Source organism: Pseudoxanthomonas kalamensis DSM 18571 (assembly GCF_010211745.1).
GTDB classification, from domain to species: Bacteria; Pseudomonadota; Gammaproteobacteria; order Xanthomonadales; family Xanthomonadaceae; genus Pseudoxanthomonas_A; species Pseudoxanthomonas_A kalamensis.
The window spans coordinates 216,288-237,119 of the sequence record NZ_PDWQ01000003.1 but is presented as its reverse complement, the minus strand read 5'-3'; the positions used below and the strand labels follow the sequence as shown (position 1 = coordinate 237,119).

Below are 20,832 nucleotides of genomic sequence, written 5' to 3'. Positions count from 1 at the left end.
ATGAACGACCTTCCCTCCTCCGCGCAGACGCAACGCATCAGCGTGGCCACCCAGCAGCGCGGCGCGTTGGCGCCCAGCCCGGTCAAGATGTCGGTGCGCAACCTGCAGTTCTATTACGACAAGTTCCATGCGCTGAAGAACATCAACATGGACATCCCGGAGAAGCGCGTGACCGCGCTGATCGGGCCGTCCGGCTGCGGCAAGTCGACCCTGCTGCGGATCTTCAACCGCATCTACGCGCTGTACCCGAAGCTGGAGGCCACTGGCGAGATCCTGCTGGATGGCGAAAACATCCTGTCGCCGAAATACCCGATGAACCGCCTGCGCAGCAAGGTCGGCATGGTGTTCCAGAAGCCGGTGCCGTTCCCGATGACAATCTACGAAAACATCGCCTACGCCATCCGCCATCACGAGAAGCTTTCGAAGAAGCTGATGGACGAACGGGTGGAACTGGCGCTACGCCAGGGCGCGCTGTGGGACGAGGTCAAGGACAAGCTCGGCCAGAGCGCGCTGGGCCTGTCCGGCGGCCAGCAGCAACGCCTGTGCATCGCACGTGCGGTGGCGCTGCGTCCGGAAGTGCTGCTGCTGGACGAACCGACTTCGGCGCTGGACCCAATTTCGACCAGCCGCATCGAACAGCTGGTGGAAGAACTGAAGGTCGACTACACCATCGCCATCGTCACCCACAACATGCAGCAGGCCGCGCGCGTGTCCGACTTCACCGCCTTCATGTACCTGGGCGACCTGATCGAACACGACACCACCGAGAACATCTTCTCCAATCCCTCGAAGCAGCAGACCGAGGAATACATCACCGGTCGGTTCGGATAAGGCGGGCCGCATGGCCGGCCGGCACCTGCCCGGCCGGATTCCCTGGCCACCGCCCACCCGACTTCATCCCTCTTCAGGACGCATCCGATGAACACCCAACCGAACGACCACATCGTCAAGAGCTATGACGAGGAACGCCAGCGCCTGATCAACGAAATCGTGCGCATGGGCGAGATGTCCGCCTCGCAGCTGGAAGCCGCGCTGGATGTCGTCGAACGCCGCGACGACAAGGCCGCCGAACGCATCATCGCCAACGACGAGGCGATCGACACGCTCGAGCGCGAGATCAGCCAGGACGTGATGAAGCTGGCCATGCGCGGCCCGCTGGCGCGCGACCTGCGCGAAGTGCTGACCGCGCTGCGGATCGCCGCCGACATCGAGCGGGTCGGCGACTACGCCGCCAATGTCGCCAAGCGCTCCACCGCGCTGAACCTGTCGCCGCCGCTGCCGCACACCCGCGGCCTGAACGCGCTGGGCATCCTGGTCGTCCGCCAGTTGCGCGACGTGCTGAAGGCCTACGCGGCCAATGATACCGAGGCCGCCGAACGGGTGCGCGCCAAGGACGCCGAGGTCGACACCCTGTACACCGGCCTGTTCCGCGAACTGCTGACCTACATGATGGAAGATCCGCGCGCGATCACCCCGTGCACGCACCTGCTGTTCATGGCCAAGAACCTGGAGCGGATCGGCGACCACGCCACCAACATCGCCGAGAACATCTGGTTCCTGGTCCACGGCGAGGACGATCTGCCGCCGCGCGAGAAGCGCGACCAGACCAATACCACCGGCGTGGTCTGATCCCGGCAACCAGGCGAGCGCCCCCTTACCGGGGACGCTTGCCGTCTCTGCTAGGCTTGCACCGATGAGTCTGCAAGTCCCCCCTCCCCCTGCCCAGCCTTCGCCGCTGGCCAAGCGCTTCCGCGGTTACCTGCCGGTCGTGGTCGACGTGGAAACCGGCGGCTTCGACTGGAACCGGCATGCCCTGCTTGAGATCGCGGTGCTGCCGATCGAACTGGACGACCAGGGCCGCTTCGTCCCCGGCGAAACCAGCAGCGCGCATCTGGAGCCCGCGCCCGGCACCGAGATCGACCCCAAATCGCTGGAAGTGACCGGCATCCGCCTCGACCACCCGTTCCGGCTGGCCAAGCCGGAGAAGCAGGCGCTGGACCACGTGTTCGCGCCGGTCCGCGCCGCGGTGCGCAAGCACGGTTGCCAGCGCGCGATCCTGGTCGGCCACAACGCCCACTTCGACCTGAACTTCCTCAACGCCGCCGTGACCCGCTGCGGGCACAAGCGCAATCCGTTCCATCCCTTCAGCGTGTTCGACACCGTCACCCTGGCCGGCATCGCCTACGGGCAGACCGTGCTGGCGCGGGCGGTGCAGGCGGCCGGCTTCGAGTGGGACGCCGAACAGGCGCATTCGGCCGTGTACGACACCGAGCAGACCGCACGGCTGTTCTGCGCCATCGCCAACGCCTGGCCGCATCCCCCGCAGGGCTGACATGGCCACTCTGCTTCACGCCCTGCGGGCCGACATCACCACGCTGCGTGTGGACGCCATCGTCAACGCGGCCAATCCCTCGCTGCTGGGCGGCGGCGGCGTGGACGGCGCCATCCACCGCGCTGCCGGCCCGGAACTGCTGGCCGAATGCCGCACGCTGCACGGCTGCGCCGTCGGCGAGGCGAAAATCACCGCCGGCTACCGGTTGCCGGCGCAGCATGTCATCCATACGGTCGGTCCGGTCTGGCGCGACGGCGAGCACGGGGAACCGGAGCTGCTTGCGTCCTGCTACCGGCAAAGCCTGCGGCTCGCGGAGGCGAACGGTCTGCGCAGCGCGGCCTTCCCCGCCATCAGCACCGGCGTGTACGGTTATCCGCCCGAGCAGGCCGCACCGCTGGCGGTGGCCACGGTCCGGGACACGCTGCAGGAAGCGGCGGGTTCTATTACGGAAGTAGTGTTCTGCTGCTTTTCGGCGCGCGACCTGGCCCTGTACGAATCGCTGCTGGCCGGCAGCAGCTGAAGCAGGGTCAGCCCGCGCGCTGGCGCACCGCCTCGAACAGGGTCACCCCGGCGGCGACCGAGACATTGAGGCTCTCGATATCGCCGGGCATCGGAATCTTCGCCAGCCCGTCGCAATGTTCGCGGGTCAGGCGACGCAGGCCATCGGCCTCGCCGCCCAGCACCAGCGCCACGTTGCCGCGAAGATCCAGCGCATACAGCGATGCCTCGGCCTCGCCGGCCAGGCCATAGATCCAGACTCCGAGTTTCTGCAGGTCGCGCAGGGCGCGCGACAGATTGGTCACCGCGACCACCGGCAAGCGGTCGGCGGCGCCGGCCGAGGTCTTGCGCACGGTGGCATTGACCGTGGCCGACTTGTCTTTCGGAATCACCACCGCGGTCGCGCCGGCGGCGGCGGCGCTGCGCAGGCAGGCGCCCAGGTTGTGCGGGTCCTGCACGCCGTCCAGCACCAGCAGCAGGGCCTTGCCGGCGGCGGCCTCGACCAGCGCCGGCAGTTCGGACTCCTCCCAGGTCTTGGCCGCGGCATAGCGCGCAGCCACGCCCTGGTGGCGCACGCCGCCGGCCACGCCATCCAGCGCCTGCGCGCTGACCTTGCGCACTTCAATGCCTCTGCGGCGGGCATTGTCCTCGATCTCGGTCAACCGCGCGTTGCGGCTACCGCCATCGATCAGCACTTCATGCACGTGCTCGGCATCGTTGACCACGGCCGATGCCACCGCGTTGACGCCGACCACCCATTGGTTCTGCTTGCTCATGCCTCGCCTTCTTCTTCCCCGGCCACGGCCTGTCGCCGCAGCCATTTGTCCGCCATCCGCCGCAACGAGGTGTCGGTGGCCGGGTCCGCGGCCAGCACGCGGATATCGCGCCAGGCCAGATCGTGCGATTCCGGGCCGACCACGAAGGCTTCGCTGCCGCCGGTGCGCACCACGTAGCGCACATCGTAATGCCAATGCGCCGGCACCCCGCGGTATTCCGGAATCCAGTGCCGGTCCAGGTCGAATATCCCCGGCTCCACGATCAGCCCGGCCAGTCCCGACTCCTCCTCCGCCTCGCGCAGCGCGACCCGCATCAGATCGCGGTCGCCATCGGCGTGGCCGCCCAGCTGCACCCAGATGCCGAGCTTGCGGTGATGGGTCAGCAGCACTCGTCCGCCGCTGCCATCGACCAGCCAGGCCGAAGCGGTGAAATGCCCGGTCAGGCGTTCGCGGACGAAGGGATCGGCGCTGTCATCGGCCAGCAACTGCTTGAATAACGAGGCGGTTTCCGCTTCGTCCGGCATGCGCGCGGCATAGTCGTCCAAGTCTTCGGCCAGCACGCCGAGAACCCGGACGGGGTCACTGGAATCGGTCATTTCGCCATGGAGCATCAACGGGGAGAGCCTGTACATTGTCGCCGATCGGCATTGCCGCGGCTTGTGCGCTCCGGCCTCCTTTGGCAAGGTACAGACCGCCCGACCGTCCCACGACATTCCTGAACGGGATGTGCGGCCGGCACCTCCATCGCTAACGCACGGGGATACATCGAATGTCGAAAGGTCTGTTCATCGTCAAGCCGGTGGAACCGGCGCCGCATGTGGACGCGGGCGAGCCCGTCGAAGGCAGCCTTCAGGGCGAAGCCACCCTGAAACGGACCCTGGATGCGCGCCACCTGATCCTGCTGGGGATCGGCGCGGTGATCGGCGCCGGCATCTTCGTGCTGACCGGACAGGCCGCGGCCAACCATGCCGGCCCGGCGATCATGCTGAGCTTCGTGCTGGCCGGCGCCGCCTGCGCCCTGGCCGGCCTGTGCTACGCCGAATTCGCCGCCCTGCTGCCGGTGTCCGGCAGCGCCTATTCGTATTCCTACGCGACCCTCGGCGAGTTCGTCGCCTGGTTCATCGGCTGGTGCCTGGTGCTGGAATACCTGTTCGCGTCCTCGACGGTCGCAGTGGGCTGGTCCAGCTATCTGGTCAGCTTCCTGACCAGCACCTTGGGCATTCCGTTCCCGGCGGAACTGGCGCAGGCGCCGATCACCTGGCAGGACGGCAAGTTCGTCTCGACCGGCGCGCTGTTCAACCTGCCGGCGATCGCCATCGTCGCCGCGGTCAGCGGCCTGTGCTATCGCGGCATCACCCAGTCAGCCACGGTCAATGCCGTGGTCGTAGCGATCAAGGTGCTGGTCATCGCCGCCTTCATCGGCTTCGGCATCCAGTACATCGATCCAGCGAACTGGACCCCGTTCATCCCCGAAGCGCAGGGACCGGGCAAGTTCGGCTGGGACGGCATCACCCGTGCGGCGGCGATCGTGTTCTTCGCCTACATCGGCTTCGATGCAGTCTCCACCGCCGCCGGCGAGGCCAAGAACCCGCAGCGCGACATGCCGATCGGCATCCTCGGCTCACTGGTAATCTGCACCATCATCTACATCGTGGTCTGCGCGGTCATGACCGGCATGACCAGCTACACGCTGCTGAACACCGCCAAGCCGGTAGTCACCGCCATCGAACCCTTCCCCGCGCTGTCGTGGCTGAAGACCGCCACCGAAATCGGCGCCATCGCCGGCCTGTCCTCGGTGATCCTGGTGATGCTGATGGCGCAGCCGCGCATCTTCTATTCGATGTCGCGCGACGGCCTGCTTCCCAAGTTGTTCGGCAAGGTCCATCCGAAGTACCAGACGCCGTACATCGGCACCATCTTCGTCGGTGTGCTGGCCTGCCTGCTGGCCGGCCTGATGCCGCTGAACGTGCTCGGCGAACTGGTCTCGATGGGCACCTTGCTGGCCTTCGCCACGGTCTGCGCCGGCGTGCTGGTCCTGCGCTACACCCGCCCGGAGCTGCCGCGGCCGTTCCGGGTACCGCTGGCCATTGTGGTCAGCCCGCTCGGCGTGGTGGCCTGCCTGTACCTGTTCTGGCAGCCGTTCACCGAGCACTGGAAGATCTTCGTCGGCTGGACCGTGCTGGGCCTGTTCATCTACTTCGGCTACGGCTACCGCCACAGCAAGCTGCGCAACGCAGGCTGACCCGAACAATCCGCACAGCGGCCGGCCCAGCGCCGGCCGCCGCGCTTCCATCCCCGGGAATCCTTCTGACATGAGCGCGACCTCCGCCCGCAAGATCGGCCCGGTCCTGGCCACCTTCGTCGTCGCCAACAACATGATCGGCTCGGGCTTCTTCCTGCTGCCGGCAACCCTGGCCAAGTCCGGCGGCGTGACCGCGCTGAGCTGGCTGCTGTGCACGGTGCTGGCGATGATGTTGGGCAGCGCATTCGCGCGACTGGCCAGGCACCACCCCGAATTGCAGTCGCCGGACGACTACGTGCGTCCATCGCTGGGCCGCGACGCCAGCTTCCTGGCCACGACCATGTACTGGGTGTCCTCGTGGATCGGCAACAACGCGATTGCCGTGGCCGCGTTCGGCTACCTGGTGATCCTGCTGCCGATCGAGGACAGCCCCGGCGTGCGCCTGGGCGGCCAGATCGCGCTGATCTGGCTGATGTTCGCGCTGAACCTGCTCGGCCCGCGCCCGATTGCGCGCTTCCAGTCGATGTGCGTGGTGCTGGGTCTGCTTCCAGTCGTGGTGATCCTGACCGCCGGCTGGGCCTATTTCGACCCCGACGTGTATCGCGCGGCCTGGAATCTGTCTGGCGAATCGGACCTGTCGGTGGTGATGCATTCGCTGGCGCCGATCTTCTGGGCCTTCGTCGGCCTGGAAACCGGGGCGATGGTCGCCGGCGTGGTCGACGACCCGGACCGCAACGTGCCGCGCGCGACCATCGGCGGCATTGCCATCGCCGGCGTGGTCTACCTGGTGTCCTCTGTCTTGATGATGGGTATCGTGCCGGCAGCCGAGCTGGCCGAATCCAGCGCGCCGTTCGCGCTGGTCGCCGGCAAGATGTTCGGCGCATGGGCGGTGCCGCTAATCGCCGCCGCCGCCGCGCTGAAAGCCAGCGGCACTCTGGGAGGATGGATGCTGGTGACCGGCGAATCCGGCGCCCGCGCCGCCCAGCGTGGCTTCCTGCCGGCGGTGTTCGGCCGGCTGGGTCGCAACGGCTCTGCCGGTGCCGGATTGTTCATCATCGCGTCGGCCATGACCGTGCTGGCTGTATTGACCCTGTCGCCGACGGTGTCCGGACAGTTCGAGACGCTGATTGAGATGGTGGTGATCCTGGTGGTGATGGCCTACGCCGCCGCCGGCCTGAGCCTGCTGCTGGGCACGCCGCAGCGACCGGCGACTTCGCGCGAACGCATGCTAGGCATGGGCGCGCTGATCGCCTGCGGACTGCTGGTCTATTCCACGCCGGGCAAGACCCTGGTCGGCGGCCTGGTAATCGCGTTGCTGGCCTGGGCGGCCTATCGCGGTTTCGCCCGCGGTTCCCGGCCGCCAGCGCAGTAAGGCGCAGTAAACTTCGCGCCATGAACACCCTCCCCTACGATGCCGCGCGCCTGCGCACGCTGGCGCGGTCGCTGATCGACAACATCACCGAACTGGCCCGCGCCGGCTGGACACCGGCGACCAGCAGCAACTTCTCGCTGCGACTGGACGAGAGCCACGCTGCGATCACCGTCTCCGGGCGCGACAAGGGCAGGTTGTCCGAGGACGACATCATGGTGGTCGACCTGGACGGCCAGCCGGTGGCCACCGAACTGCGTCCGTCGGCCGAAACCCTGCTGCACACCCGGCTGTACCGCCGTTTTGCCGAGGTCGGCTGTGTGCTGCACACGCATTCGCCGGTGCAGACCGTGGCTTCACGGCTGTACGCCGGCCAAGGCCACGTGCGGCTGGAAGGCTACGAACTGCTGAAAGCCTTCCACGGCAATGCCACCCACGAAGCCGCGATCGACGTGCCGGTGTTCGCCAACACCCAGGACATGGACGTGCTGGCCGCGCAGGTTGATGCCCTGCTCGACGAACGACCGCTATGGGGCTACCTGATCGATGGCCACGGCCTGTACGCCTGGGGCCGCGACATGACCGAGGCGCGCCGACACCTGGAAGCCTTCGAATTCCTGCTGCATTGCGAGTTGGAGCTGCGCAAGCTGGGCGTGCGCTGCTGATCGTCCCAGGCGCCGGCGGAAAACCCCGCTTCATCGAGGCAGCAGCAGGCTTTTGCTACCCTAGCGCCCCACTGTTTCCGCCGCGGAGTTGCCGGCATGAGCCGCCTGCGAATCTTTTCCGAAAACGACCCGGCCACGCCCGAGTTCGCCAGCCACGACCCGGAGGCGATCGCCGACGAACTGCGCGCCATCGGCGTGACCTTCGAGCGCTGGACCGCGGGCAAACCGATCGCCGCCGGCGCTTCGCCGGAAGCAGTCATGGATGCCTACCGCGCCGACATCGAGCGCATTTCCGCCGAACGCGGCTTCACCACTGTTGATGTGGTCAGCATCGCCCCGGACAACCCGAACAAGGAAGCCGCACGCGCCAAGTTCCTCGAAGAGCACTACCACCAGGAAGACGAGGTGCGCTTCTTCGTCGATGGCGCCGGTCTGTTCACCCTGCACGTGGGCGACAAGATCTACGAAATCGAGTGCTGCAAGGACGACCTGATCTCGGTGCCGGACGGCATCACCCACTGGTTCGACATGGGTGCCGAACCCCGCTTCGTCGCGATCCGATTCTTCCAGCAGCCCGATGGCTGGATCGGCCATTTTACCGGCAGCGACATTGCCGGGCGCTTCCCGCGCTACACGCCGGAAGCCTCCGTTTGAACGGGATCGGCGCCATCCTGACCGACATCGAGGGCACCACATCCTCGATCTCGTTCGTCAAGGACGTGCTGTTCCCCTATGCCCGCCGTGCCCTGCCCGGCTTCGTCCGCGAGCACGGACAGGAGCCGCAGGTACGGCAGTGGCTGGACGCGGTGGCGGTCGAATGCGGCGGCATCTGTAGCGACGAGGTCATCGTGGAGACGCTGCAAGGCTGGATCGACCAGGACCGCAAGCACACCGCGCTGAAGGCGCTGCAGGGCATGGTCTGGAGCGCCGGCTACCGCAATGCCGACTTCACCGCACACGTCTATCCGGACGCCGTCGAAGTGCTGCGTCGCTGGCACGCGCAAGGCCTGCCGCTGTACGTCTATTCCTCCGGCTCGGTGCCGGCGCAGAAACTGCTGTTCGGCCACAGCGACGCCGGCGACCTCAGCGGGATGTTCTCCGGCTGGTTCGACACCACCACCGGCGGCAAGCGCGAGGCCGACAGCTACCGGCGCATCGCCGAGGCCATCGGCCTGCCGGCCGGGCGGATCCTGTTCCTGTCCGATGTGGTCGAGGAACTCGACGCCGCCCGCGAAGCCGGCCTGCAGACGCTCCTGATCGACCGTATCGCCGACCATCCGGTACCACGCGAAGGCGATGCCGCGAACGGCCATCGCCGCACGCAAAGCTTGATGGAAATCCCAACGTTCCCGGACGCCTGACCACCGGCTGGCCGGAACCCGGTCCGCGCTCCGTTAACCCTTCCCGAAGGACAAACAGGGGATCCGCGCGTGCAAGGGCTGAAATGTTTCGAGGCTGAGACGTCGTACGAATCGCTCGACCGGGAGGCGTTCGTTTTCCGCCATACCCTGCTGGGCCATCCCGCGTTGTCCCTGGACAACCTGTCCGCCGTACTCCCGCGGCTTCCGTCCGATCAGGTATTCCATTCCAATGGCCGCCTTGAAAAGGGCGACAATTTCGACCGCGCACACCTCGAGCACCGGCCGGAGCTGAGTCTGGAAGCGACCCTGGAACAACTGCGGACTACCGACGCCTACATCATGGTGCGCAAGCCCGAAGCCGACGCCTCGTTCCAGCCGCTGATGCGGGATCTGCTGGACGATGTGCGCAGCATCGCCCGCGCCGCCGGCATCGACGGCGAGATCGAGGACCCGATGCTGTACATGTTCATCGCCTCGCCCAATAGCGTCACCCCGTTCCATATCGACCGCTATTCGACCTTCCTGTTGCAGTTCCGCGGCAGCAAGGAAGTCACCGTGTTTCCGCCCTGGGATGCGCGCGTGGTCAGCGACGAGGACGCCGAACACTTCTTCGCCTGCAGCGGGCGCCGCCCGGCCTGGCGTCCGGAAACCGCTGAACTGGGACAGACCTTTGGCTTCAACCCAGGACAGGTGCTGCACATCCCCTTCGCCGCCGGCCACCATGTGCGCAACGGCAGCGACGACGTTTCCATCTCGCTATCGATCATATTCAACACCGAGCGCACACGCGAGTTGATGCGTGCACTGATGTTCAACCACCACAGTCGGCCGTGGATGCGAAAGCTTGGAATGTCGCCCCGGCGTGCCGCGATGGATGCTCCCGGGGTTACGATGAAATCCGGATTGTGGAATTCCGCAAAACGGCTGAGCGGGTTGCTGCGCTGACCACCGACTTGCGGCAACTCAGCTGTCCTGCCCGCTTACGGATCCTTGCCCTCTGCAGCCGACCCTGCGCTCAAGGTTCGGCTGTCTGCAATCGATAGTGGGTCGAACCCCGTTGTTCGCCCTGCCAGCGATCGAAGGCCCGCACCTCGATCTCGTGCTCGCCCTCGGCCAGCGTGGTCGGCAAGGCGCCGCGCCACAGGTGCTGCGAAGGATCGGCCTCGGGCGAACGGTCGAAGCCGCGCAACTGCTCGGCCAGGTCGTCGGCCATGTTTTCCGCCAGCAGCGCCGGATCCGGCTGCAGCACCCGCCTCATCGGCTTCCACTCGCCGCCGTCGACGCGATATTCCACCCGGGTGTCGTCCTGGCCCATGTATACATTGGCGAACACGCCCCAGGCCGGGTACGCACCCTGGCGCAACACGCGTGGCGCATGCACGGTCATCGTCGCCTGCGGATCGTGCGAGGGATGCCATGACAGCGCATATTCACTGCCGGCACCGATCTTCAATCTTGCGTACCCCTTCGGCGTGCCGTCGGACATGGTGCCGTCGGGAATGCCGTCCGCATCCTTGACCCCGGACCAGTACGAACCGCAGATCGCGCCCATGTTGTACTCGTGCAGCGGTTGCGCACCGTGCCAACCACTGGCGGCACCGTGGTAGTAGTGGCGCTGGTTGTGGGTGTGCCCGCTGAGCAGCAGCACGTGCGGGAATTCCTGCAGCAGGGCGAACAGGCGCTCGCGATCGGCGACGCGGAAGCCGCGCGGGCCTTCCTCGAAGAACGGAATGTGCACGCCAATCACCAGCAATCGATCCTTCCCCAGCGTCGGCAGGTAAGCCTTCAGGAAAGCGAACTGGTCCTCGCGCAGGCCGCCCTGGTAGGAGGGTGACTGCCCCGGCAGGTAGATCACGTCGTCCAGGCCGACGAATACCGCATCGGCGTACTCGGCGGCGAAGGTGTCCGGCCCGAAGGTGTTGCGGTAACTGCGCAGCGAATCGGCGTCGCTGGCCACGTCGAAATCCAGGTCGTGATTGCCGGGGATGTGCAGCCATGGCACGCCCAGCCGGCGCGTCTGCGCGTTCATCGCCGGATACAGCGACAGGTCGTCGTTGACCACATCGCCGGTCGTCAGCCCCAGTCGCGCCTTCGGCTGCGCGAGCAAGGGCTCGATGACGCTGCGTGCGTAATAGCCGACATCGGTCAGGTTCTTGACCTGGGTGTCGGAGAACAGCAGCACATCGCCAGCATTGCCATCGTCGGCCGCCGGCTGCAGGGCGAAACCGCGACAACTGCGCAGCGTGTCCTTCAAGCCGCCGTACTTCGTTTTTGGCGCCCGGTTCTCGCGCAGGTTGAACCAGAAGTCCGGCAGGCCATTGACACGTTCGGGCAGGCGGTAACCGGCCGGCTTGATCACGAATACGGTCGCGGCCGCGCGCCACGGCAGGCGATAGCGGCCATCGTCGCCGGTCGTCGACACCGTGATGCCGTCCGACACCATGACCCCGCCGATGCCGGGTTCTCCCGGCTGTCGGTGACCGTCGCCATTGTCGTCACGGAACACGAAGTCACTGCACGACTTGCCGATCGCCGCCGGCACCGGCGCCAGCAGCAGGCATAGCATCGCCACCGTCAGAAGCAACCGCACTCGCCACCCCGCTCGTCTGGACCCGCCCCGATTATCCCTTTTCCGCGTGCCGCTGCTCCAGCACCCGTACCGCGTCGGCCAGTGACAGCCCGCGCGTGCGCAGCAGCACCAGCAGGTGGTACAGCAGGTCAGCGCTTTCGCCGAGCAGATCGTCGTCGTCCTGCGCCACCGCGGCCAGTGCGGTTTCCACCCCTTCCTCGCCGACCTTCTGCGCGACCCGGCGCACGCCGCCCTCGAACAGGCGCGTGGTGTAGCTGCCTTCGGGCAATTCGCGCTGGCGACCGGCGATCAGCGCATCAAGTTCCTGCAGAAAGCCACCCGGCGCTTGCGGAAAGCAACTGGGGCGTTGCAGGTGGCAAGTCGGCCCGTTCGGCCGCGCCAGTACGAGCAAGGTGTCCGCATCGCAATCCAGTTGCACATCAACCAGGTCGAGGAAGTGCCCGGAACTCTCGCCCTTGGTCCACAGCCGCTGCTTGCTGCGGCTGTAGAAGGTCACCTTGCCGCTGCTGCGGGTCGCCTGCAGCGCTTCAGCATTCATGTAGCCCAGCATCAGCACGCGCAGATTGTCGGCATCCTGCACGATGGCCGGCAGCAGGCCTCCACCCTTGTTCCAGTCGGGCTGTCCGGAAAAATCAGTCACGACGCACCTCGATACCCTGTTCGTGCAGGTAATCCTTCAATGCCGGGATGGCAATGCTGCCGCTGTGGAACACGCTGGCAGCCAGCGCGCCATCGACGTCGGCCTGGCTGAAGGCTTCGGCGAAATGCGCGCATTCGCCGGCGCCGCCGGATGCGATCAGCGGCACCGTGCACGATTCGCGCACCGCCGACAGCTGTTCGATATCGTAACCGCGGCGCACACCGTCGCTGTCCATGCAGTTCAGCACGATCTCCCCCGCTCCCAGCGCCTGCGCCTGTTGCGCCCAGTCCAGAGTCCGCAAGCCGGCCGCGCGCATCTTCGACGGATCGCCGGTGTACTGGCGCACTCGCCATTCGCCGTCGGCCTCGCGCACCGAGTCGATGCCGACCACCACGCACTGCACGCCGAAGGCTTCGGCCAGCTCCGAGATCAGCAACGGCCGTTCCAGCGCCGGCGTATTGACCGAAATCTTGTCCGCGCCGGCATACAGCACCGCGCGTGCGGTAGCGACGTCGCGAATACCGCCGGCGACGCAGAACGGGATGTCCAGCAGGCTGGAAACGCGCTCGACCCAGGCGTAATCGACCGAGCGACCCTCCGGGCTGGCGCCGATGTCGTAGAACACCAGCTCGTCGGCACCGGCATCGCGATAGCGCAGCGCCAGTTCGACGATGTTGCCCATGTCGACGTGGTCGCGGAAGCGCACGCCCTTGACCACGCGGCCGGCGCGCACGTCCAGGCAGGGAATGATCCGCCGGCTCAGCATGCCAGCGCTCCGGCCACGTCGAAGCGGCCTTCCAGCAAGGCGCGACCCAGCACGATGCCGGCGCAGCCCTGCTCGCGGGCGACGCGCACGTCGTCCAGTGCGCGCACCCCGCCGGAGGCCTGCACCCGCAGCTGCGGCGCCAGTACGCGCAGGTGGTCGTAGAGGTCGACATTGGGCCCTGACAGCATGCCGTCGCGGCCGATGTCGGTGCACAGCAGGTGGCGCAGGCCGGCCTGCGCGTAACGCGTCGCCAGTGCATCCAGGATCGCACCGGAATCCTCGGTCCAGCCATGCACCGGCAGTCGCCACGCACCTTCGCCATCCTGCCGCGCATCCAGCGCCACGGTGATGCGCTCGGCGCCGAACTCGTCCAGCCAGGCCAGCACCACATCGGGCTCGCGCACGGCCAGCGAACCGATCACCACCCGCGCTGCACCGGCATCGAGAATGCGCTGCACATCGTCGCGCGAGCGCACGCCGCCGCCGGTCTGCACCTGCAAGCCGGCCGCGCTGGCACCCTGCACCAGCGCCACCAGGGTGTAGCCACCGGCCTTCGCCGCGTCCAGATCGACCAGATGCAGCCAGCTCGCGCCCTGCACGGCGTAATCGAGGGCCAACGCCAGCGGATCGTCGCCGTAGCGGGTTTCGCGCGCGTAGTCGCCCTGCGCCAGCCGCACCACGCGACCGTCGCGCACGTCGATGGCGGGATAGAGGGTGAACTCACTCATGGCTTCGGCTCACTTCAGCCCGTGTTCGATGAAATTGCGCAACAGTCGGGCACCGACTGCGGACGAGCGCTCCGGATGGAACTGCGCACCGGCCACGTTAGAGCGCTGGACCACGGCGGCGAAGCGCTGACCGTGCTCGCTGCTGCACAGGCAGAACTCGTCCACCGGTGCCGCATAGCTGTGGACGAAATAGGCGTGCGCGCCTTCGTCGATCCCGGTGGTCAGCGACGATTCGGCATGCCGCTGCAGGGTGTTCCAGCCCATGTGCGGCACCCGCACGCCCGGCGCCGCGGCCAGCTTGCGCACCGTGCCGGGCAGCAAGCCCAGGCAGGGGGTGTCGTCTTCTTCCGAATGTGCGAACAGCAGTTGCACACCCACGCACACGCCCAGCATCGGTTGTCGCAACGACCGCAACGTCTCGACCAGATCCAGTTCGCGTAGACGGGCCATGCATACCGCTGCCGCACCGACACCGGGCAGGATCACCCGCTCGGCGGCGCGGATCATGGCGGCATCGCCGGTCAATTCGGCTTCCACGCCGAGCCGTTGCAGGGCGTAGCGCACCGAACCGATGTTGGAACCGCCTGCATCGACCAGCACCACCTTCATGCCGCCGTACTCCGCATCACAGCGCACCCTTGGTGGACGGCAATTCCGCGCCCTCGCGGCGCACCGCCTGCCGCAACGCACGCGCTAATACTTTGAAGCAGGCCTCAACCTTGTGGTGGTCGTTGTCACCGCGCACCTGCAGATTGAGATTCAGGCCGGCCGCGTCGCACAGCGAGCGGAAGAAATGCGGCACCAGTTCGGTCGGCAGGTCGCCGACGCGTTCGCGGCGGAATTCGCCATCGAACACAAAGTATGGCCTGCCGCTGAAATCCAGCGCCGCGCTGGCCAGGGTTTCGTCCATCGGCAGGGTGAAGCCGTAGCGGCCGATGCCGCGCTTGTCGCCCAGCGCCTGGCGCAGGGCCTGGCCCAGCGCCAAGCCTGTATCTTCCACCGTGTGGTGCTCGTCGATGTGCAGGTCGCCCTCGGTGCGCACTTCCAGCGCGAAGCCGCCGTGCTTGCCGATCTGCTCCAGCATGTGGTCGAAGAACGGCAGGCCGGTATGAATCTGCGGATCGGCAACCCGATCCAGATCGACATCAACCCGGATCTTCGTCTCTTTCGTGTCGCGCCGAACCATCGCGCGACGCGGCGCATCGGCCAGTTCGTGGGCGATCCCGGCCCAATCCCACTCGCCACCGAACTGCTCGGTCGCCAGCTGGAAGCCGCGAATGTCCATGTTCTGCGCGAACTGCAGGTCGGTTTCGCGATCGCCGACCATCGCCGAACGCTCGAGGTCAATGCCGCGGTCGCGCAGGTAATGCAGGGCCAGGCCGATGCCGGGCTTGCGTGTCGGCGCATTGTCCTGCGGCCAGCTGCAGTCGATCAGTACCTCGCGAAACATGATGCCCTGGCTTTCGAACACCTGCAGCATCAGCTCGTTGGGACCGTCGAAGCTGGCGCGCGGATAGGCCTCGCTGCCCAGCCCGTCCTGGTTGCTGACGATCACGAACTGGTAACCGGCATCGCGCAGCTTCAGCAACGCCGGGATCACCCCGCGCACGAAGCGCAACTTCTCGTAAGCATCGATCTGGAAGTCGGACGGTTCCTCGATCAGGGTGCCGTCGCGGTCGACGAACAGGATCGGCGTGCTCATGCGGCAATCTCCTGCGCGCTCAGGGCGGCCAGCACCCGCGCATTCTGTTCCGGAGTGCCGATGCTGATCCGCAGAGCATCACCCAGTTGCGGCGCGGCGCGCTGGTCGCGCACCACCACACCGGCGGTCAGCAGTGAACGGAACGCCTGTTCGGCATCGTCGAAACGCACCAGCAGGTAGTTGCCCTGCGACGGATAGACCCGGCACACGCCCGGTAGTCGCACCAAAGCAGCCTGCAACTGCATGCGTTCGGCCTTGAGCAGGCGCACGCGTTGCCGGGTCAGCGCCTGCGCGGCCTCGTCCAGCCCGGCCAAGGCCAGTTGCACACACGGCCCCGGCAGCGGATACGGTGCCTGGCAGGCGCGCAACACCCGGATCAGCGCGGCATCGGCGATCAGACTGCCAATCCGCGCCGCAGCCAGCGCGTGCGCCTTCGACAGCGTTCGCAACACGGCGATGTTGGAACGCCGGGCCATCAGTCCGATCGCCGACGGCAGGTCGGAAAATTCGCCATAGGCCTCGTCCACCACCACCAGGGCGTGCCCGTGCAGGCGCTCGGCCAGCGCCGCGATATCTTCCAGCGCGATCGTGCCCCCGGTGGGATTGGACGGCGAGCACAGGAATACCAGCCGTGCCCGCGATTGCAGTGCGGCTGCGGCGATGGCATCCATGTCGGCGATGAATCCGGCTTCGGTATCGCGCAGCGGCACCTCGACCAGCGGCGCATTCTGCAGGCGCGTGCTGACCGCATACATGCCGAACACCGGCGGCGTCACCACCACTGCATCGCGGCCGGGTACGCACAGTGCGCGCACCAGCAGGTCGATGGCCTCGTCGCTGCCGCGCCCGACCAGCAGCTGTTCGGGCGAGCAGCCGTACAGCCCGGCCAGGCGTTCGCACAGCGCCTGCGGCTGCGGATCGGGATAGCGCCGGTTGCCGCCGCTGCCGTCTGCCGGATTGGCCCACGGCGACTCGTTGGCGTTCAGCCACACCTCGCCCTGGAAGGACTGGCTGCGTGCCGAAGCATAGCCGCCGAATCCGCGCAGGTCCTCGCGCACCAGCGCCAGCAGGCTCTCGTCGCCGTTCGCGCTCATGCCACCTCCCCGCCCATCCGCAACGCTACCGCATTGGCGTGCGCATCCAGACCCTCGGCCCGCGCCAACGTCAGCGCATCGCCGCCGATGGCGTCGATGCCGGCGCGGCTGGCCGACTGCACGCTGACGAAATTCTGAAAGCTGCCGACCCCCACTCCGCTCCAGGCGCGCGCCGCGCCATTGGTGGGCAGCACGTGATTGGTGCCGCTGCAGTAGTCGCCGAGCGCTTCCGGGGTGTAGTCGCCGAGGAATACCGAACCGGCGGCCTCGACACGCTGCAGCCAGGCGCGCGGTTCGCGCAGCGCCAGTATCAGGTGCTCGGGCGCATAGGCATTGCTGATCGCGAACGCCTCGTCCAGCGCCTGCACCCGAATGAGGCGTGACGCCGACAACGCGCGCACTGCGATCTGCGCACGCGTCAACGCGGCCAGTTGCGCGTCGATCTGACCGCGCACCGCCTGCAACAGCGGTTCGCTGTCGGACAGCAACAATACCTGCGAATCGGGACCGTGTTCGGCCTGCGACAGCAGGTCGGCGGCGACGAAGGCCGGATCGGCGCCGGCGTCGGCGATCACCAGCACCTCCGATGGCCCGGCCGGCATGTCGATGGCCGCCGCGCCCGCCTGCGCCACCTGCTGCTTGGCCTCGGTGACATAGCTGTTGCCGGGCCCGAAGATCTTGTCGCAACGCGGCACCGTTTCGGTGCCGTAGGCCATCGCCGCCACCGCCTGCGCACCGCCCAGCTTGAACACCCGATGCACGCCGGTCAGTCGCGCCGCCACCAGCACTGCAGGATCGGCGCTGCCGTCGGTGCGCGGCGGCGTGCACAACACGACTTCGCGACAGCCGGCCAACCGCGCCGGCACCCCTAGCATCAGCGCGGTGGAAGGCAGCGGTGCGCTGCCGGCCGGCACATACAGGCCGACCCGGGCAATCGGTCGCACGATCCGTTCGCAGACCACGCCCGGCGCGGTTTCCACCGCATAGCCCTGCGCCATGCCGGCGCGATGGAAGGCCTCGATGCGGGTGGCCGCGCGCTGCATCGATGCGCGCAGTTCCGGCGCCACCGCCGCCTGCGCAGCGGCAAATTCATCGTCGCCGACTTCGAAAGCCGTCAGTTCGACCTTGTCCAGCCGCAGGGTGATCTCGCGCAACGCGGTGTCGCCGACTTCGCACACCTGCGCCAGCAGCGCCTCCACCGCCTCGCGGGTGGCCGCAGCCACACCCTGCACCGGGCGCGCCAGCACTTTCCGGCGGCGATCTTCATCCAGCGCGCTCCAGTCCAGGATCGGCATCTCGGGCATGACGTTCATTCCAGTGCCCTCTCCACGCCCAGCACCATCAGTCCGCGCGCGCCGGCGCGTTCCAGTTCTTCCAGCAACTGCCAGGTCACCGCGCCATGGCACATGGTCTGCAGGCTCAGGGGGCCGTCCTCGCCACCGGGCAGCGCGGTCAGCGGATCGGCTTCCGGCAGCAGTCGCGCCAGTGCATCGACCGCATCGCGCTCGGCACGGAACATCAGCAGCTTGCTGTCGCGGCGTGCCAGCACTCCGTCCATGCGCCGCAGCAGCATGGCCATCAGCCCGGCGCGGGCGTCGTCGAATTCGCGCACCGGCCCGGCCAGCACCGCCTCGCTTTCCAGCAGGGTTTCCACCGGCTTGAGCAGGTTGGCGCGCAGGGTGGCGCCGCTGGAGACCAGGTCGCAGATCAGGTCCGCGGTGCCCAGCTTCGGCGCGATCTCGACCGAACCGGACAACTCGACCACGCCGGCCTCGATGCCCTGCTCGCGCAACCAGGCCGCAAGGATGCTGGGGTAGCTGGTGGCGATGCGCCGACCCTGCAGTTGCGCCGGACCCTGCCAGTCCCACTCGTCCGGCACCGCCAGCATCAGCCGGCAACCGCCGAAGCCGAGCGGACGCAGTTCGCAATAGGCCTGCGGCAGCCCGTTCGCGGCGCGCTCGCCGGCCTGCTCGTTCAGTTCGTTGCGGCCGACCACGCCGAGGTCGCAGACACCGTCGGCGATCAGCCCCGGAATATCGTCGTCGCGCACCAGCAGCAGGTCCACCGGCAGCGATTCGCCGTAGCAGAACAGCTTGTCGCGGCTCTCGCGCCAGCTCAGGCCGCAGGCGGCCAGCAGCGAGCGCGCCGGCTCGGCCAGGCGGCCGCTTTTCTGGATGGCGATGCGCAAACGGTCGCGCGCCGCGTGGGCTGCAATCGGACTCATGGCGAAAACTTCAGTGGGAGGCGGACGCGCGCGTCTGCTGGCGGCGCAGGGCGTTGGCGTAGCCGCCAGTGCCGTATTCCAGCGTGCGCGCGACCCGGCCGATGGTGGTCACGCTGACCTGGGTCAGTTCGTGGATTTCGCGGTAGGGCACGCCTTTCTGCAGCAGCGGCACCACCCGCCAGCGGTCGACCATCGCCTCGAGCTCGGCCGGCGTGCACAGGTCGGCAAGGAAATCGCGCACTTCGTCCGGGCGCGACAGCTGGGCCAGCGCGCGCGACAGCGCTTGCAGCGAAACCGCTGCGTTTTTGGCGTCGTTGTCGGGGCGCTGCTTCATGTTCGACGATACATCCAATGTAATAACACGCTAGTACATTAATACATGCCGCCGGGCCGGGTCAAGCCCGCCGGTCATGACAGCGCAGGTCCGGTGCGGGACAGTCGGAGATCGCGCCGGCCGGGCTCAGCGCCCGGCCAGGGCGCGGGCCTGCTCCAGCTCGACCTTCAGGGTCGAGGCCAGCTCTTCGCGGGCCACTTCGAACTGCTGCTCGCGCAGCAGATCCTTGACCGCGACCACACCGCGAGCGGCCTCGTCCTCGCCGCACAGCACGACGAAGCGGATGCCGGCGCGGGAGGCGTACTGGAACTGCTTGCCGATCTTCTTCGGCTCCATCTGCACTTCGGTGTTGATGCCGCCGGCGCGCAGGCGACGGGCCAGGTCCAGCGAACCGGACAGGCCGGCATCGTCCATCAGCGCGACCATGGCCTGCACACTGCTTTCGTCCACGCCACTGATCAGCCCGGCCTCGCGCAGTTGCCAGAACAGTCGGGTCAGACCGATCGAAATGCCGACGCCGGGCAGTTTGGACTTGGTGTAGTGGCTGGCCAGATCCTCGTAACGGCCGCCTGAGCAGATCGAACCGATCTGCGGATAGTCGTCCAGCACGGTCTCGTAGACGCTGCCGGTGTAGTAATCCAGGCCGCGGGCAATGGAGAAGTTCAGGCAGTACGCCGATTCCGGCACGCCGAGCGCCTTGACCAGGGCCAGCACTTCGCGCAATTCGGCAATGCCTGCATTGAAGGTCGCACTGCCCTGCCCCAGCGCATCCAGCCGCGCCAGCGCGTCGTCGTGCCCATTCGAACGCACGGCGACGAAATCGAGGATCCGCTGCACCGCCTCGTCCGCCATGCCGAAATCCGGGCCGGTCAGCGTTTCGCGCACGTAATCGGCGCCACGCTTGTCCAGCTTGTCGACCTCGCGCAGCACCAGCGCCTGGCGTTCGCCATCGGCCACCCCCAGCGATTCGAAGAAGCCGCGCATCAGCTTGCGGTTGTTCAGCTGGATCGTGAAATCGCCGATGCCCAGTTCGGAAAACACCGCGTGGATCACCGCCAGCACCTCGGCGTCGAAGCGCACGCTCAGCGCGTCCTTGCCGATCACGTCGATGTCGCACTGGTAGAACTCGCGGAAGCGGCCGCGCTGGGCGCGCTCGCCGCGGTACACGCGCTGGATCTGGTAGCGACGGAACGGGAATGCCAACTCGTGTTCGTGTTCGGCCACGTAGCGCGCCAGCGGCACGGTCAGGTCGAAGCGCAACGCCAGCTCGGGCAGGCCATCCAGGGTCTTTTCCAGCGCGCCGGTGGACTGGGCGAAATACACCTGGCGCTCGGTCTCGCCGCCGGACTTGGTCAGCAGCACCTCGGACAATTCGAATACCGGCGTCTCCACCGGCAGGAAGCCGAACCGTTCGTAATTGCGTCTGACCGTATCGAGCATGCGCTGGAAGGCGATTTGCTCGCGGGGCAGCAATTCCATGACGCCGGGCGGGGTTCGGGGCTTGATCATGC

The 20,832-nt window shown here is 67.2% G+C and carries 23 protein-coding genes; 10 read left to right on the top strand and 13 right to left on the bottom strand.

Annotation, left to right across the window (positions count from 1 at the left end; genetic code table 11):
• From pstB to CSC70_RS07465, 4 genes are all read left to right on the top strand, one after another.
• Complete coding sequence (gene pstB, locus CSC70_RS07480) at positions 1-831, top strand: phosphate ABC transporter ATP-binding protein PstB (protein WP_162456045.1); 831 nt, start codon at positions 1-3, stop codon at positions 829-831.
• 87 nt (positions 832-918) lie between these two features.
• Complete coding sequence (gene phoU / locus CSC70_RS07475) at positions 919-1,629, top strand: phosphate signaling complex protein PhoU (RefSeq protein ID WP_162456044.1); 711 nt, start codon at positions 919-921, stop codon at positions 1,627-1,629.
• A gap of 64 nt (positions 1,630-1,693) precedes the next feature.
• Complete coding sequence (gene rnt / locus CSC70_RS07470; RefSeq protein ID WP_162456043.1) at positions 1,694-2,332, top strand: ribonuclease T; 639 nt, start codon at positions 1,694-1,696, stop codon at positions 2,330-2,332.
• Position 2,333: 1 nt separating this feature from the next.
• On the top strand, positions 2,334-2,852 hold the full coding sequence (locus CSC70_RS07465; protein WP_162456042.1) for an O-acetyl-ADP-ribose deacetylase: 519 nt from the start codon (positions 2,334-2,336) through the stop codon (positions 2,850-2,852).
• A 7-nt stretch (positions 2,853-2,859) separates the two neighbouring features.
• Here CSC70_RS07465 and rlmB read toward each other — a convergent pair whose 3' ends face one another.
• Positions 2,860-3,606 carry a 23S rRNA (guanosine(2251)-2'-O)-methyltransferase RlmB gene (gene rlmB / locus CSC70_RS07460; RefSeq protein ID WP_162456041.1) on the bottom strand — a complete coding sequence of 249 codons (747 nt, stop codon included), beginning with the start codon at positions 3,604-3,606 and terminating at the stop codon, positions 2,860-2,862.
• Positions 3,603-4,202 carry an NUDIX hydrolase gene (locus CSC70_RS07455; protein WP_162456040.1) on the bottom strand — a complete coding sequence of 200 codons (600 nt, stop codon included), beginning with the start codon at positions 4,200-4,202 and terminating at the stop codon, positions 3,603-3,605. Before CSC70_RS07455 ends, rlmB begins: the two co-directional genes overlap by 4 nt.
• Positions 4,203-4,375: 173 nt before the next feature.
• On the opposite strand from CSC70_RS07455, the gene CSC70_RS07450 reads away from it, so the two are divergent.
• The 6 genes from CSC70_RS07450 (at position 4,376) to CSC70_RS07425 (ending at position 10,188) form a co-directional block, all read left to right on the top strand.
• Positions 4,376-5,848, top strand: a complete 1,473-nt coding sequence (locus tag CSC70_RS07450; RefSeq protein ID WP_162456039.1) for an amino acid permease — start codon at positions 4,376-4,378, stop codon at positions 5,846-5,848.
• Positions 5,849-5,918: 70 nt separating this feature from the next.
• Positions 5,919-7,220, top strand: a complete 1,302-nt coding sequence (locus tag CSC70_RS07445) for an amino acid permease (RefSeq protein ID WP_162456038.1) — start codon at positions 5,919-5,921, stop codon at positions 7,218-7,220.
• Between the two features lie 20 nt (positions 7,221-7,240).
• Positions 7,241-7,882, top strand: coding sequence for a methylthioribulose 1-phosphate dehydratase (locus CSC70_RS07440; RefSeq protein ID WP_162456037.1), 642 nt, complete (start codon positions 7,241-7,243; stop codon positions 7,880-7,882).
• A gap of 96 nt (positions 7,883-7,978) precedes the next feature.
• Complete coding sequence (locus CSC70_RS07435) at positions 7,979-8,536, top strand: 1,2-dihydroxy-3-keto-5-methylthiopentene dioxygenase (protein ID WP_162456036.1); 558 nt, start codon at positions 7,979-7,981, stop codon at positions 8,534-8,536.
• A complete protein-coding gene (gene mtnC / locus CSC70_RS07430) occupies positions 8,533-9,243 on the top strand; it encodes an acireductone synthase (RefSeq protein ID WP_162456035.1) in 711 nt (236 codons plus the stop codon). Before CSC70_RS07435 ends, mtnC begins: the two co-directional genes overlap by 4 nt.
• Positions 9,244-9,312: 69 nt before the next feature.
• Complete coding sequence (locus tag CSC70_RS07425; protein ID WP_162456034.1) at positions 9,313-10,188, top strand: cupin-like domain-containing protein; 876 nt, start codon at positions 9,313-9,315, stop codon at positions 10,186-10,188.
• Between the two features lie 70 nt (positions 10,189-10,258).
• Here CSC70_RS07425 and CSC70_RS07420 read toward each other — a convergent pair whose 3' ends face one another.
• From CSC70_RS07420 to hisS, 11 genes are all read right to left on the bottom strand, one after another.
• The gene (locus CSC70_RS07420; RefSeq protein WP_425501544.1) at positions 10,259-11,827 is read right to left on the bottom strand and encodes a calcineurin-like phosphoesterase C-terminal domain-containing protein; all 1,569 of its coding nucleotides are present in this window, start codon (positions 11,825-11,827) and stop codon (positions 10,259-10,261) included.
• Positions 11,828-11,864: 37 nt separating this feature from the next.
• On the bottom strand, positions 11,865-12,473 hold the full coding sequence (hisIE, locus tag CSC70_RS07415; RefSeq protein ID WP_162456033.1) for a bifunctional phosphoribosyl-AMP cyclohydrolase/phosphoribosyl-ATP diphosphatase HisIE: 609 nt from the start codon (positions 12,471-12,473) through the stop codon (positions 11,865-11,867).
• Complete coding sequence (hisF, locus tag CSC70_RS07410; protein WP_162456032.1) at positions 12,466-13,239, bottom strand: imidazole glycerol phosphate synthase subunit HisF; 774 nt, start codon at positions 13,237-13,239, stop codon at positions 12,466-12,468. The genes hisIE and hisF overlap by 8 nt, the downstream gene beginning before the upstream one ends.
• On the bottom strand, positions 13,233-13,967 hold the full coding sequence (hisA, locus tag CSC70_RS07405; protein ID WP_162456031.1) for a 1-(5-phosphoribosyl)-5-[(5-phosphoribosylamino)methylideneamino]imidazole-4-carboxamide isomerase: 735 nt from the start codon (positions 13,965-13,967) through the stop codon (positions 13,233-13,235). The genes hisF and hisA overlap by 7 nt, the downstream gene beginning before the upstream one ends.
• A 9-nt stretch (positions 13,968-13,976) precedes the next feature.
• On the bottom strand, positions 13,977-14,576 hold the full coding sequence (gene hisH, locus CSC70_RS07400) for an imidazole glycerol phosphate synthase subunit HisH (RefSeq protein WP_162456030.1): 600 nt from the start codon (positions 14,574-14,576) through the stop codon (positions 13,977-13,979).
• 16 nt (positions 14,577-14,592) lie between these two features.
• Positions 14,593-15,669, bottom strand: coding sequence for a bifunctional histidinol-phosphatase/imidazoleglycerol-phosphate dehydratase HisB (gene hisB, locus CSC70_RS07395; protein WP_162456029.1), 1,077 nt, complete (start codon positions 15,667-15,669; stop codon positions 14,593-14,595).
• A complete protein-coding gene (hisC, locus tag CSC70_RS07390; protein ID WP_162456028.1) occupies positions 15,666-16,763 on the bottom strand; it encodes a histidinol-phosphate transaminase in 1,098 nt (365 codons plus the stop codon). The genes hisB and hisC overlap by 4 nt, the downstream gene beginning before the upstream one ends.
• Positions 16,760-18,058, bottom strand: a complete 1,299-nt coding sequence (hisD, locus tag CSC70_RS07385; RefSeq protein ID WP_162456252.1) for a histidinol dehydrogenase — start codon at positions 18,056-18,058, stop codon at positions 16,760-16,762. Before hisD ends, hisC begins: the two co-directional genes overlap by 4 nt.
• Before the next feature lie 14 nt (positions 18,059-18,072).
• Positions 18,073-18,987: an ATP phosphoribosyltransferase gene (gene hisG / locus CSC70_RS07380; protein WP_162456027.1), complete on the bottom strand. Its 915-nt coding sequence runs from the start codon at positions 18,985-18,987 to the stop codon at positions 18,073-18,075.
• A gap of 10 nt (positions 18,988-18,997) precedes the next feature.
• A complete protein-coding gene (locus tag CSC70_RS07375; RefSeq protein ID WP_162456026.1) occupies positions 18,998-19,321 on the bottom strand; it encodes a YerC/YecD family TrpR-related protein in 324 nt (107 codons plus the stop codon).
• Between the two features lie 126 nt (positions 19,322-19,447).
• Positions 19,448-20,830 (bottom strand): histidine--tRNA ligase, encoded by a 1,383-nt coding sequence (gene hisS, locus CSC70_RS07370; RefSeq protein WP_162456025.1) that lies wholly within the window; start codon positions 20,828-20,830, stop codon positions 19,448-19,450.
• Positions 20,831-20,832: the final 2 nt, after the last annotated feature.

Bases quoted from the DNA above. Each gene is read 5' to 3' on its own strand.
- pstB (WP_162456045.1), top strand. From the start codon at position 1: ATGAACGACCTTCCCTCCTCCGCGCAGACGCAACGCATCAGCGTGGCC.
- phoU (WP_162456044.1), top strand. From the start codon at position 919: ATGAACACCCAACCGAACGACCACATCGTCAAGAGCTATGACGAGGAA.
- rnt (WP_162456043.1), top strand. From the start codon at position 1,694: ATGAGTCTGCAAGTCCCCCCTCCCCCTGCCCAGCCTTCGCCGCTGGCC.
- CSC70_RS07465 (WP_162456042.1), top strand. From the start codon at position 2,334: ATGGCCACTCTGCTTCACGCCCTGCGGGCCGACATCACCACGCTGCGT.
- rlmB (WP_162456041.1), bottom strand. From the start codon at position 3,606: ATGAGCAAGCAGAACCAATGGGTGGTCGGCGTCAACGCGGTGGCATCG.
- CSC70_RS07455 (WP_162456040.1), bottom strand. From the start codon at position 4,202: ATGACCGATTCCAGTGACCCCGTCCGGGTTCTCGGCGTGCTGGCCGAA.
- CSC70_RS07450 (WP_162456039.1), top strand. From the start codon at position 4,376: ATGTCGAAAGGTCTGTTCATCGTCAAGCCGGTGGAACCGGCGCCGCAT.
- CSC70_RS07445 (WP_162456038.1), top strand. From the start codon at position 5,919: ATGAGCGCGACCTCCGCCCGCAAGATCGGCCCGGTCCTGGCCACCTTC.
- CSC70_RS07440 (WP_162456037.1), top strand. From the start codon at position 7,241: ATGAACACCCTCCCCTACGATGCCGCGCGCCTGCGCACGCTGGCGCGG.
- CSC70_RS07435 (WP_162456036.1), top strand. From the start codon at position 7,979: ATGAGCCGCCTGCGAATCTTTTCCGAAAACGACCCGGCCACGCCCGAG.
- hisF (WP_162456032.1), bottom strand. From the start codon at position 13,239: ATGCTGAGCCGGCGGATCATTCCCTGCCTGGACGTGCGCGCCGGCCGC.
- hisA (WP_162456031.1), bottom strand. From the start codon at position 13,967: ATGAGTGAGTTCACCCTCTATCCCGCCATCGACGTGCGCGACGGTCGC.
- hisH (WP_162456030.1), bottom strand. From the start codon at position 14,576: ATGAAGGTGGTGCTGGTCGATGCAGGCGGTTCCAACATCGGTTCGGTG.
- hisB (WP_162456029.1), bottom strand. From the start codon at position 15,669: ATGAGCACGCCGATCCTGTTCGTCGACCGCGACGGCACCCTGATCGAG.
- hisC (WP_162456028.1), bottom strand. From the start codon at position 16,763: ATGAGCGCGAACGGCGACGAGAGCCTGCTGGCGCTGGTGCGCGAGGAC.
- hisD (WP_162456252.1), bottom strand. From the start codon at position 18,058: ATGCCGATCCTGGACTGGAGCGCGCTGGATGAAGATCGCCGCCGGAAA.
- hisG (WP_162456027.1), bottom strand. From the start codon at position 18,987: ATGAGTCCGATTGCAGCCCACGCGGCGCGCGACCGTTTGCGCATCGCC.
- CSC70_RS07375 (WP_162456026.1), bottom strand. From the start codon at position 19,321: ATGAAGCAGCGCCCCGACAACGACGCCAAAAACGCAGCGGTTTCGCTG.
- hisS (WP_162456025.1), bottom strand. From the start codon at position 20,830: ATGATCAAGCCCCGAACCCCGCCCGGCGTCATGGAATTGCTGCCCCGC.